Annotated in this window: 13 protein-coding genes; 12 read left to right on the top strand and 1 reads right to left on the bottom strand. The window is 49.4% G+C overall.

Annotation, left to right across the window (positions count from 1 at the left end):
- The coding region (locus KCO92_RS06800) for a class I tRNA ligase family protein (protein WP_210647477.1) at positions 1-934 on the top strand (934 nt) is incomplete at its 5' end.
- Positions 927-2,255: a signal recognition particle protein gene (gene ffh / locus KCO92_RS06795; RefSeq protein WP_104695305.1), complete on the top strand. Its 1,329-nt coding sequence runs from the start codon at positions 927-929 to the stop codon at positions 2,253-2,255. The genes KCO92_RS06800 and ffh, both read left to right, overlap by 8 nt.
- 195 nt (positions 2,256-2,450) lie before the next feature.
- On the opposite strand, the gene KCO92_RS06790 is transcribed toward ffh, so the two are convergent.
- Positions 2,451-2,891, bottom strand: coding sequence for a hypothetical protein (locus KCO92_RS06790; protein WP_104695304.1), 441 nt, complete (start codon positions 2,889-2,891; stop codon positions 2,451-2,453).
- 72 nt (positions 2,892-2,963) lie between these two features.
- On the opposite strand from KCO92_RS06790, the gene KCO92_RS06785 reads away from it, so the two are divergent.
- From KCO92_RS06785 to purD, 10 genes are all read left to right on the top strand, one after another.
- Positions 2,964-4,082 (top strand): pyridoxal-phosphate-dependent aminotransferase family protein, encoded by a 1,119-nt coding sequence (locus KCO92_RS06785; RefSeq protein ID WP_104695303.1) that lies wholly within the window; start codon positions 2,964-2,966, stop codon positions 4,080-4,082.
- An 8-nt stretch (positions 4,083-4,090) separates the two neighbouring features.
- The gene (locus KCO92_RS06780) at positions 4,091-4,558 is read left to right on the top strand and encodes a phosphoribosyltransferase (protein WP_104695302.1); all 468 of its coding nucleotides are present in this window, start codon (positions 4,091-4,093) and stop codon (positions 4,556-4,558) included.
- Positions 4,548-5,849, top strand: coding sequence for a 30S ribosomal protein S12 methylthiotransferase RimO (gene rimO / locus KCO92_RS06775; protein ID WP_104695301.1), 1,302 nt, complete (start codon positions 4,548-4,550; stop codon positions 5,847-5,849). Before KCO92_RS06780 ends, rimO begins: the two co-directional genes overlap by 11 nt.
- Before the next feature lie 70 nt (positions 5,850-5,919).
- Positions 5,920-6,426: a 5-(carboxyamino)imidazole ribonucleotide mutase gene (gene purE, locus KCO92_RS06770; RefSeq protein WP_104695300.1), complete on the top strand. Its 507-nt coding sequence runs from the start codon at positions 5,920-5,922 to the stop codon at positions 6,424-6,426.
- Positions 6,419-7,135, top strand: a complete 717-nt coding sequence (purC, locus tag KCO92_RS06765; protein WP_104695299.1) for a phosphoribosylaminoimidazolesuccinocarboxamide synthase — start codon at positions 6,419-6,421, stop codon at positions 7,133-7,135. The genes purE and purC overlap by 8 nt, the downstream gene beginning before the upstream one ends.
- A gap of 8 nt (positions 7,136-7,143) precedes the next feature.
- Positions 7,144-8,544 carry an amidophosphoribosyltransferase gene (gene purF / locus KCO92_RS06760; protein WP_104695298.1) on the top strand — a complete coding sequence of 467 codons (1,401 nt, stop codon included), beginning with the start codon at positions 7,144-7,146 and terminating at the stop codon, positions 8,542-8,544.
- Between the two features lie 9 nt (positions 8,545-8,553).
- Positions 8,554-9,570 (top strand): phosphoribosylformylglycinamidine cyclo-ligase, encoded by a 1,017-nt coding sequence (gene purM / locus KCO92_RS06755; protein ID WP_104695297.1) that lies wholly within the window; start codon positions 8,554-8,556, stop codon positions 9,568-9,570.
- Positions 9,564-10,265 (top strand): IMP cyclohydrolase, encoded by a 702-nt coding sequence (locus KCO92_RS06750; protein ID WP_233710440.1) that lies wholly within the window; start codon positions 9,564-9,566, stop codon positions 10,263-10,265. Before purM ends, KCO92_RS06750 begins: the two co-directional genes overlap by 7 nt.
- A complete protein-coding gene (locus KCO92_RS06745; protein WP_104695296.1) occupies positions 10,265-11,425 on the top strand; it encodes a phosphoribosylaminoimidazolecarboxamide formyltransferase in 1,161 nt (386 codons plus the stop codon). Before KCO92_RS06750 ends, KCO92_RS06745 begins: the two co-directional genes overlap by 1 nt.
- Positions 11,426-11,433: 8 nt before the next feature.
- Positions 11,434-12,396: phosphoribosylamine--glycine ligase (purD, locus tag KCO92_RS06740; protein ID WP_210647476.1), on the top strand; the 963-nt coding region annotated here is incomplete at its 3' end.

Below are 12,396 nucleotides of genomic sequence, written 5' to 3'. Positions count from 1 at the left end.
GAGCGTGCAGGGGCGTGATCTGCTTCTCTCAAAAGAGAGCATTGAGCAAGCGCGCCACTTCACCCATAAACTCTACAACGCTACCCTTTTACTTTCTAAATACGCCCAAGAATGTGGTACACAAGAGGGGAAAAGTGTGCTGGGGGCTTATGCGCGCTCAAGGTTGCATGCCACCACTAAAGAGGTGCGCCAAGCCCTAGATAGCTACCGCTTTAACGATGCTGCGCGCCTGCTCTATCGCTTCTTATGGGGCGAATTTTGCGATTGGATCTTAGAATTTCTCAAGGCCGATAAACAGAGCGCGACCATCCACGCGCTCATTGAGGTCTTTAAAGACGCACTTAAACTCTTGCACCCCTTCATGCCCTTTGTGAGCGAATACCTCTACCACCATCTCGAGGGCACTTCTTTAGAAAATGCGCCCTCACTCATGCTGGCTACCTATCCCGCAAAGACAGCGCGTGATCTGGAATTAGAAAAAACCTTTGAGGGAATTAAGGAAGCCTGCACCGCCTTTAGGCGCTTAAAAGTCTTGCTAGGCATAGGAGCATTACCTAAGGGCTACCTCCAAAGCTCCTTAAGCTTGGATTCGCAGACCCTAAGTTTTATTAGCAAACTCACCAAAATCGCCCACTTGGAAGTGGTGGCCAGCAAGCCCCAAGGGGCTCTAAGTGATGTGGGGGAATGGGTGAGCGTGCATGTGAGTTTAGAGGGGGTTGATGTGAGCGCACTAGAAGCGCGCTTACAAGCCCAACTTGTTAAGTTGGAAAAAGAAAAGGCCAAACTCAATTTAGATAACCCGCAATTTTTAGCCAAAGCTCCCAAGGCTTTACTAGAAAATTTACACGCGCGTGCGCAAGAAATCGCGCAAAAGAAAAGCCAAATCACAGCTGAACTCACACTCTTAGAGAGTGCAAAGGAAACTCATGTTTGAAGCTTTAAGCGAATCGTTTAAAAATGCCCTGAATAAGATCCGTTTTCAAGACGACCAACAAGCCCTAGAAAAAGCCCTAGACGCGCTGAAAAAATCGCTCTTGCGCAATGATGTACACCACAAGGTGGTTAAAGAACTCATCACCCAAATCAAAGACAAAACCTTGGCTAAGGGTGTTGGCAAACAGCAGTTTTTAGATTCCTTGCAAGAGAGTTTGCTAGAAATCTTAAGTGTGCCCGGGGGTGCGAGCGGGTTTATCTACGCTTCTAAACCCCCTACGATTGTGCTGATGTGTGGGTTGCAAGGAGGGGGTAAAACCACCACATGTGGCAAACTCGCCCACTATCTCAAAACCCGTCAAAAAAAGGTCTTATTAGTGGCCTGCGACTTAGAACGCTTGGCCGCTGTGGAGCAATTACAAGTCTTGGGCGCGCAGGTGGAGGTGGAGGTGTTTCACCAAGAGGGAGGAGTGCTTGAAATTGCTAAGGGAGCACTAGCGCGCGCACTAGAGGGGCAATTTGATGTGATGATTGTAGATAGCGCGGGGCGTTTGGCCATTGATAAACCCCTGATGGAGGAACTTAAAGCCTTAAAGGATTTGCTAAACCCCCATGAAGTCTTTTATGTCGCGGACGCGCTCAGTGGACAAGATGGCGTGCGGTCTGCAAGCACCTTTCATGAACAAATAGGCATTAGCGGGGTGATTTTAAGCAAATTTGATAGCGATAGTAAGGGTGGGGTGGCACTAGGGATCGCCTACCAGCTCAAACTCCCCCTGCGCTTCATCGGGCATGGGGAGAAAATTCCCGATTTAGACCTCTTTGTGCCTGAGCGCATCGCCAACAGATTGATGGGCGCAGGGGACATCATCACGCTGGCAGAAAAAACCGCCAGTGTGCTAGACCCTAAAGAGGCCAAAGATTTATCTAAAAAGCTCAAAAAGGGGCAGTTTACCCTAAATGACTTTGTCACCCAGATTGAAAAGCTCAAAAAATTAGGCTCTTTAAGTGCACTGGTATCGATGATCCCCGGGCTAAACAATGTAGCCAGCGCGCTTAAAGGCACGGATTTAGAAAACTCTACTGAGATTAAAAAGATCAAGGCGATGCTCTCTTCGATGACTGCCAAAGAGCGTGAAGATCCTAGCTTGCTCAATGGAAGCCGCAAAAAGCGTATTGCTTTAGGGGCGGGCTTGGAAGTAGCTGAAATCAATCGCATTTTAAAGCGTTTTGATCAGGCTGCCCAACTAGCTAAAAAACTCAGTGCTAAGGGCGGAGTGTCTAATCTGTTACAGATGTTGCAGCAACAGAAGCACAATTGACATACTCTCCCATAACTAAAGTTAGGGGATTCTAACTTTAGTGGAGATCGCGGCTTCAAGCAGGACAGCTCCGTTTGGAGTCTTACGTTCCCTATTCCAAAGGTTGATGCCCCAACCCCAAGGGTATTACCCCTTGATTGCACAAATATTAGCACAAGCCTGCTGGTGCTAGCCTTATGGCGTGGCTGGTAAGGCTTAATCTATCAGGGTATCTATGTGTTTTTCCAAAACCACCATGGTTTGGAGTTGAGAGATGATTTCATGCATTAGGGGCATAAATTTCTGCAAAGGCGCGTTGGAGGACATTTCTTTGGCAATTCCCTTATAACCTTGTAAAATGCCTTTCAAATAGTCAAATAGAGGGTTTTCGCGTGCATAGTAGTCTTGTAGCACGACGAAAAGCACGGCATTCTCTTTAAAGATTTCGATCACGTGCGTGCTAGTGGCTTCATCCAAGTTGATGCGGTGTGCACGGATGTCTAAAACGAGATTACTCAGCTTGTCATTTAAGATACCGATGTTGCGGTGTGTATCGGCCTGATGGACTGCCATCCTATGGATGGCATCTTGGATGTCTTGAATTGAAGGTTCAGCACATAGGGGTAACAGCGTTAGCAGGGCAAGAAGGGTGCGCATACAAAGCCTTTTTAAAGGGCATTATAGCCTTTTGTAGTATAATCCGAGTTATTTTTTAAAGAAGAGGTCATCTTGCAGCCCCTGCTTTTCACCCCCGGCCCCACTCCCATCGCCCCCCAGATCGCACGCACTCTGAGCCTACCCGCTCCCCACCATCGCACCCCGGAGTTTGAACAAGCCTTTGCACAGGTGCGTGTCCAGCTCAAAGAGATGATGGGCATGCAGGAGGTGGTAATTTTAGTGAGCAGTGGCACGGGGGCAATGGAGGCGAGTTTGTACACCTTTGTGAGCACCCATACCCAAGAGCCCAAACTCTTGGTGCTCAATAATGGCAAGTTTGGGGAGCGCTTTACCCAAATCGCCAAAGCCCACCACATTAACTATTTGGAGATCAAAAACTCTTGGGACACCCCTATTAGTGCGTCAGAAGTGCTAGCTTGTGTGCAAGAGCACCCTAGCTTAGAGGCGATCGCTCTGCAGGTATGCGAGTCTTCAGGGGGTTTGCGCTTGGACTTTGAAGGGATTAGCGCGGCTCTCAAGACGCACAATCCTAACTTCTTGGTGATTGTAGATGCGATCACGGCACTAGGCGTAGAACCTCTCAAGGTTGAGCATGTCGATGTGCTCATTGGGGGGAGTCAAAAGGCGTTTATGTTGCCCGTGGGTTTGAGCTTTGTAGGTTTGAGCGCATACGCACTTTCTCAATTACGCCCCCATGGGTATTATTTTAATCTCGCTTTAGAATTACAAAAACAGCAACACAATACCACTGCTTTCACGGCGGGCATTTCGCATGTGATGGCACTACAAACCTATTTTGCATGTGTTGCAGAGTTTGGAGGGTTACAAGCCCTCTTTGAGAACACAGCCCAGCGCGCGCTAGCTAGTGAACATGCGATCAAGGCCCTAGGTTTGCAAATTTACCCCAAAACCCCCGCCCTTAGCATGAGCACGATCTACCACGAGCGCGCCCTAGAGATTAGAAAACGCCTTAAAAACTATGGCGTGGTGGTCGCTGGAGGACAGGATCATCTTAAAGACTTGCTGATACGCATCAATCACATGGGAATTATAGAGGTGTACACGCTTGCATGGGTGCTCAACGCGCTAGAACAAAGCCTAGTAGATTTGGGCTTAAGAGCGCGTTTTGAGGGCGAAGCGGTGCGTGCGTTTATGCAAGCTTATTACTAGGAGAGTGCGTGCGTCAATACTATAGCTATGCAGATTTTAGACAAGATGCCCTAGCTTTAGCCAAACAAATAGAACAGGACTTCAAACCTCAGGCTATCATTGCCATTCTAAGAGGGGGGATGACCTTAGCGCACTTTTTGGGGCTGTATTGGGACATTAAAGAAGTTTACGCGATTAATGCAAGCTCTTATAGCCGTGAGCGCACCCAAGGCACCCTAGAGATTAGCAATGTGCCCACTTTGCAAGCACAACACCAACGCGTGCTAGTGGTGGATGAGATCGTAGATAGTGGGAAAAGCTTTCTAGGAGTGATGGACATTTTGCAAAAGCAATACCCATATGTCTGTTTTAAAAGCGCAGTCCTCTTTGCTCAAAAAAGCGCGCGCTATCAGGCGGACTTTGTGCTCAAAGAGGCGAAGTGCTGGATTGATTTTTTCTGGGAAGTAGATTTACAAGGAGGTTCTCTTGCGCCCTAAACTCTATCTAATATCTCTGGGTTGTTCTAAAAATTTGGTGGATAGCGAGGTGATGCTAGGCAAACTCGCCCATTATGAGCTCACCCAAGAGTGCGCACAGGCTGATGTGATCATTGTCAACACCTGCGGGTTTATCGCCTCTGCTAAACAGGAGAGCGTGCAAGTTTTGTTAGAAGCTATTAAGGCGCGTAAAGAGGGGGCGTTGGTGGTGGCTAGTGGGTGTTTGAGCCAACGCTATAAAGAGGAATTGCAAGCCGAATTGCCTGAGATCGATATTTTTACCGGTGTGGGGGATTACGATCGCATCGATGAGCTCATTAAGGCCAAACAGAGCGCGTTTTCTACGGGCGTGTTTTTAGCGGGTGCACACAACGCGCGCACCATCACGGGTTCTAAGGTGCATGCCTATGTCAAACTCTCAGAGGGGTGTAACCAGCAGTGTAGTTTTTGTGCGATCCCTAGTTTTAAGGGACGCTTGCAAAGCAAGGGAATCGCTCAAATCTTAGAGGAAGTGGAAAATCTGGCCAAACAGGGTTTTAGCGATATTAGTTTCATCGCTCAGGATTCGAGCTCCTATCTACGCGATCAGGGCGTAAAAAATGGGCTAATTGAGCTCATTAAAGCTATTGATGCCCAACAAATCCTAGAGAGCGCGCGCATTTTCTATCTCTACCCTAGCACCACAACCCTAGAGCTCATCGATACGATCGCGCATTCTCCCATTTTTATGAATTACTTTGACATGCCCATCCAGCATATCTCTAATGCTATGCTTAAAACTATGCGCCGTAACTCCAACACCCAAGCACATCTTAAGCTACTAGAGCACATGAAGAGCGTGCCTGAGAGTTTTTTACGCACCACTTTGCTATTGGGACATCCCGGGGAGAGTGAGGAGGATATTGCAATCTTACAAGAGTTTTTAAAGGGCTTTAGTTTTGATCGCATTAATCTCTTTGCCTTCAGTCCTGAGGAAAACACCCGCGCTTATAGCATGCCCGCTTTGCCTGAGAACGTGGTTAACCAACGCCTAGATACCATTAACGCTTGTGTGCAACAACAAGTTCAAGATTCCATGCAAAGGCTCTTGCATCAGCCTATTGAAGTGATTGTAGAGGGTTTGAGTGAGGATGGGCTCTTTTTAAAGGCGCGCGACAAACGCTGGGGCTTAGAGGTTGATGGAGAGATTCTCATCAATGAGAGCGAGTTAGACAATGTGCAACCTGGGCACTACCGCGCTATCTGCCATACCTACCAAGAGGGTGTATTAGTGGGAAAAATCATTGCGTGAGGCACTGGCTAGCCAAATTTGCCCACAGATTTGTTACAATGACGCCTAAGACACAAGCTAAAGGTTTTTGATGAAAAAAATTGCCCTGCTCATGGGTAGCAAGAGTGATCTAGCTATCCTGCAACCCGGAATCACGCTTCTAAAAGAGTTTCAAGTCCCCTTTGAAGTCCACATACTCTCTGCCCACCGCACTCCCCACGCCTTGCACGAGTTTGTCCTGCAAGCTCCCCAAAATGATGTGGGGGTCTTCATCGCAGCTGCGGGCAAATCCGCACACTTAGCCGGGGTGGTCGCTTCTTTGAGCATTTTACCCGTGATTGCTCTGCCCATTCTCACTCAGGACTTAGGCGGGCTGGATTCTCTGCTCTCCAGCGTGCAAATGCCTAGCGGGGTCCCTGTAGCCTGTGTGGGGATCAACGCCGCGCAAAATGCGATCTTGCTCGCTTTAGAGATTTTAGCTCTCCATGAGCCCATATTGGCAAAGAAATTGCAACAAGCCCGCCATGATAATGAAGCCAAAATTCTTCAAGACGATCGCGCCCTTTCATCCCAATTTCACAAGGAATCCCATGCTTGAAACCCCATGCCACTTACTCTACGAAGGTAAGGCTAAAAAGGTTTACACCACGACCAACCCTGAACACTACATCGTAGAGTATAAGGACGATGCCACCGCTTTCAATGGGGTTAAAAAAGCCACCTTGCAAGGCAAAGGCACACTGAATAACCGCATCAGTAATTATTTGATGCAATATCTACAAACCCAGGGTGTACCCACCCATCTTATCCGTGAACTCACTCCTGCGCGTGCCCTTGTCAAAAGGCTGACCATGTTTGCTTTAGAAGTGATTGTGCGCAATTTGGCAGCCGGCTCTATGGCTAAACGCCTAGGGTTGCAAGAGGGATCGCCCTTTGAGGCCCCCGTGCTAGAATTTTGTTATAAAAACGATGCGCTGGGCGATCCGCTGATCAATGAGGATCACGCCCTAGCTTTAAAACTTGCCAGTCCTAGCGAACTGCAGACCCTGCGCGCGCTGGCTTTGCGTACCAACACCCTCCTGCAAGCCTACCTAGAAGATAGGGGGATCATCTTGGTGGATTTCAAATTAGAGTTTGGCAAAGATGTGCAGGGGCAGGTTGTACTGGGCGATGAGATTTCTCCAGATACCTGCCGGTTTTGGGACGCACAGACGCGCCAAAAGCTCGACAAAGATCGCTTTAGAGAGGATTTAGGCGATGTGTGCCAAGCCTACGAAATTATTTTAGAAAAGATTTCCCACGCATAAGGATTGCGATGCACAAGCTCAAGGAAGAATGTGGGGTTTTTGGAGCTTTCTCTACGCAAACCTGCTCTCTAGCACCGCTAGCCTATAGTGCCCTATGTGCTTTGCAGCATAGAGGTCAAGAGGGCTGTGGGATTGCCCTCTGCCATGGGGGGCATTTTAGCTACCATAAAAATACGGGGCTGGTCAATGAAGTCTTTGATCAAACCACCTTGCAAAGACTGGGGGATGGAGAGGTGTGTATTGGGCATGTGCGCTATTGCACCACTGGGGAGAATAGCCGCACCAACACCCAACCCCTACTCATCCAACACATCAAAGAACCCCTGGCCATTGCCCACAATGGGAACTTGGTGAATGCTGTGGAATTGCGCCGTGAATTAGAATTGCAGGGCTGTATTTTTCATACCTCTAGCGATACAGAGGTGATTCTCTACCTCATCGCCCAGCACCGCTTAAAGAGTGCCACCCTAGAGGAAGCAATCCAAAGCTGCATGAAGGTGCTGCAGGGGGCATATTGCTTGGTGGTGATGTCTCCTAACAAGTTGATCGCCGTGCGCGATCCTTTGGGATTTCGTCCCCTGTGTTTTGGCAGAAACGATCAGGGAGTGGACATTGTGGCTTCTGAGAGTTGTGCTTTAGATGCACTGGGAGCTAGTTTCACGCGCGAGGTTGCTCCAGGGGAAATTGTAACCTTTAGCACGCAGGGGATTGAGAGCATTGCTACCCCCCTTAAGTCGCGTAAAATCTGCTCCTTTGAATACATCTACTTCGCCCGCGCAGATTCCATGTTAGAGGGCAAGAGCGTGCATTTAGCGCGCGTGCGCGCAGGGCAATACCTAGCCAAAACTCACCCAGCCAATGCTGATGTGGTGGTGGGCGTGCCTGATTCAGGGATCGATGCCGCTTTGGGTTATTCTAAAGAGTCCGGGCTTCCCTATGTCATAGGTTTTATTAAAAATCGCTACATCACGCGCACATTCATCGCGCCTCAACAAGAGCGCAGCGAAAAACTGCGTCTAAAACTCAATGTGGTGATCCCCAATATCCGGGGTAAGCGCATCGTCTTGATCGACGACTCCATCGTGCGGGGCAACACCACGCGGCGCATTGTGAAACTCTTGCGCGATGTGGGGGTGAAAGAAATCCACATGCGTGTGTCTTCCCCCCCCTTTATTAACCCCTGCTACTATGGCACAGATGTAGACTCCCAAGAGCACCTTATCGCCCACAACCACAACTTAGAGCAGATCACCAAGATTTTGGATTTGGATTCGTTGGCTTATTTGCCCTTAGAGGGGATTGCTTTCATGCTGGAGGGAAGTGGCTTTTGTGCGGCTTGTTTTGGAGGGGGCTACCCTACACCCACACCCGCGCACTCCACCCCTCTAAAAGCCCCCACCCACATCTAAAGGAGCACAATGCATTCGTCTTATAAAAGCGCGGGCGTGGATATTCAAGCAGGCTATGAGTCTGTGGAGCGCATTAAAAAGCACATCGCGCGCACAAAAATCCAAGCTTTCAACCAGATCGGAGGCTTTGGAGGGCTTTTTGCCCTAGATACACGGGGCATGACGCGCCCTATATTGGTGAGTGGGGCTGATGGCGTGGGCACAAAACTCAAATTCGCCTTCATGCTCGATTGCCATGAGAGTATCGGGATTGATTGTGTGGCCATGTGTGTGAATGATGTCTTGTGTGTGGGGGCTAAACCCTTGTTTTTTTTAGATTACCTCGCTTTGGATAAAAACGAACCTAGCAAGGTAGAGAGCATTGTTGAGGGCATCGCGCAGGGTTGCGTGCTGGCAGGCTGTGAACTCTTGGGGGGAGAAACCGCAGAGATGCCCGGTTTTTACGCCCCAGAGGAATACGATCTAGCGGGCTTTTGCGTGGGGATAGTGGACGAATCTAAGATTCTCCAACCCCAGAGTATACAAGCAGGCGATATGATCATAGGACTGGCCTCTAGCGGGCTGCACTCCAATGGCTTTTCTCTAGTGCGTAAAATCTTAAGCGATCGCCACATTGACCCCCTCACTTACACCCTTGAGGGGCAAAATCTCGCCCAAATGCTCTTAATTCCCACAAAAATTTATGTCAAACCCCTTCTAAAACTCTTAGAACAAATTCCTATCAAATCTATCGCTCACATTACGGGGGGGGGCTTTTTTGAAAATATCCCACGCGCCTTGCCTGAGGGGTTAGGAGCTAAAATCACGCACGCTAGTTTCCCCACTCCACCCATTTTTGACTTCTTGTGCGCCCAAGCGCATTTACCCCAAGAAGAGGCCTTTGGGGTGTTTAACATGGGCATTGGCATGGTGTGTGTAATGTGTGCAGAATACACCCAAGAAGCGATCGCGCTCTTGGAGGCAGAGGGGGAGAGCGCCTACTTGCTAGGGGTAGTCCAAGAGGGCACGGGGGTGCAATTATGTTAATTGCACACATCTTAAATACCCAGCGCTACTTTGGACGCGGAATTTTAGTGGGCACTTCCTCCTGTGGCAGTTACGCCTTTTGGGGTTATTTTTTAATGGGGCGTAGCGCGCAAAGCCAAAACCGCCTTTTCACACAGCAAGATCACAATGTCCATATCGCCTTCATAACCCCCCCCAGTGGGGACACTTCTTTAATTTTCTACCCCCCCATTCTCCACCAAGACCCTCATGTAATCATCACCAATGGGAGTCAAACCCAAGTGATCGCCCAAGCCCTCAGAGAGGGGCAGAGCTTTTATCAGGCCCTGCGCACCCAAAGTTTTGAGCCCGATTCTCCCCATTTCACCCCGCGAATCAGCGCACTGATCCAGCTCAAAGATCAAAGCTTTAGCTACCAGATGAGCTTGATTAAAGCCCTTAGAGGCGCAAATACCCTTGTGTGCAGTCGCTATTTCTATGACTATGAGAGTTTGCCCGGGCGCGGACATTTTCTGCACACCTACGCCCATGACGCGACTCCTCTGCCCTCTTTTTGTGGCGAGCCCAAGCAGATCGCCATCCCTCCCAATTTGTCAGAATTTGGCGCGCAAATTTGGCAGCATTTAGACCCCACCTATAAAGTAGCCCTCTGCGTGCAATCCTTGCATCTGCATACCCATCAAGTCCAAACCCTCATTTTCAACAAGGACGCCTAATGCCCTCCATTCCTCTTAAATACGGCACCAACCCCCACCAAGCCCAAGCCAGCCTCTCTGCTGAATTTATGCCCTTGCAGGTGCTCAATGGCACGCCCAGCTACATCAATTTCCTAGATGCGCTCAATGCCTACCAATTAGTTAAGGAGCTCCAAGAAGCCACCAACCGACCTTGTGCCACTTCTTTTAAGCACGCCAGCCCCACCAGCGCAGCTTGTGCCAAACCCCTAGAAGATGCGCGCCTAAAGGCCTATTTCTTGGAAAATATCCCTGATCTCAATGCCTCTCCCATCGCCACGGCCTACGCACGCGCAAGAGGGGCGGATCGTCTGAGCTCTTTTGGGGATTTTGTGGCCCTAAGCCAACCCTGCGATCTGACCTGTGCACGCCTGCTAGCCCAAGAGGTTTCTGATGGAATCATCGCCCCGGGTTTTGAGGCAGACGCACTCAATCTCCTCAAGCAAAAGAAAAAGGGGGGCTATATTGTGATCCAAATAGACCCTAGCTACTCCCCACCCCTCTTAGAAAAGCGCGAAGTCTTTGGAATCACGCTGCAGCAAGAACGCAACCACGCCAAAATCACTCCCGCACTCTTAGATCACATTGTAACACGCCTTCAAACTCTCCCCCCCAGTGCCAAAGAGGACTTACTACTCGCTCTCATCACCCTCAAATACACCCAATCCAACTCGATTTGTTTGGCCTATGAAGGGCAGGCCATCGGGGTGGGGGCAGGGCAACAATCGCGCATCCACTGCACTAAGATCGCCGCGGAAAAGGCTGACCTTTGGCATTTGCGCACACATCCCAAAGTCTTAAACCTGCCCTTTAAAGAGGATTTAAGTCGTCCCACAAAGGACAATCTCATTTATGCGTATTTAACCCATGGGCTAAGTGAAGCGGATTTATCATGTCTAACACATCCCATCGCGCCTTTCAGCCCCCAAGAGCGCGCGGACTATCTAGCGGGCATAGAGGGTGTGAGTTTGGGGAGTGATGCCTTCTTCCCCTTTAGCGATAGTTTGGAGCGCGCAGCTCAAAGTGGGGTGCGCTATATCGCCCAAAGTGGGGGGAGCAAGCAGGATACCAGCGTGATTGAGGCATGCGATCGTTTAGGAATGGTGATGGCCTTTACCTCATTGCGCTTATTTCACCACTAGGAGGACTTATGAAAATTGCCATCATCGGATCAGGAGGGCGCGAACACGCCATTATCAAAAAAATCTCCTCTCAGCACCAACTCTTTGCTCTGCCGGGTAATGCAGGCATGGGCGTGCCATGCCTAGATATTCCCGTGAGCGACACCCAAAGTATTTTAGCTTTCGCCAAGCGCGAAAAACTAGATTTCATCATCGTTGCCCCTGATAACCCCTTAGTGGCGGGCTTGGTGGATGTGCTTGAAGATGCGGGTTTTGCGTGTTTTGGACCTAGAAAAAGCGGGGCACAATTAGAGGGCAGTAAAATATTTGCCAAAGAATTTATGACAAGGCATCACATCCCTACCGCGCCCTACCGCGCCTTTGGGTGTTTTGAAGAAGCTACAGCTTTTCTAAGCACGCAGAAAACTTTTCCCATCGTGATCAAAGCCGATGGGCTAGCCTTTGGCAAGGGGGTGCGCATTGTGCACAATCTGCAAGAAGGTTTGCAATGTTTAAAAGAGATCATGCAAGAGCGCATTTTTGGGGAGAGTGGGAGTAAAGTGCTCATTGAGGAATTTTTAGAGGGCAAAGAGGCCTCTGTATTAGCCTTTTGTGATGGAATCACGCTCAAACCCATGCTCTCTGCCATGGATTATAAACGGGCTTTAGAGGGCAATCAGGGTCTTAACACCGGGGGGATGGGCTGTATCGCGCCCAATCCCTATTTTACCCCTCAAATTGCCCAGGAATGCCAAGAAAGGATTTTTGCCCCCACTCTTAGGGGTATCCAAGCAGACAACCTAGATTTTAGAGGCTGTCTTTACTTTGGATTGATGCTCACTTCTGCTGGGGTCAAGGTGGTGGAATACAATTGCCGCTTTGGCGACCCAGAAGCTCAAACTCTGCTCCCCTTACTCCAAGGCGATCTACTAGAGATCATGCAAGCCTGCGCCAAACAAGAGCTCGCCACGCAAGAAGTGCGCTTTGCCCCC

It is taken from the genome of Helicobacter salomonis (assembly GCF_017979425.1).
GTDB classification, from domain to species: Bacteria; Campylobacterota; Campylobacteria; order Campylobacterales; family Helicobacteraceae; genus Helicobacter; species Helicobacter salomonis.
Note: the sequence above shows the minus strand (reverse complement) of the source record. Positions and strands in the feature narration are given on the sequence as shown.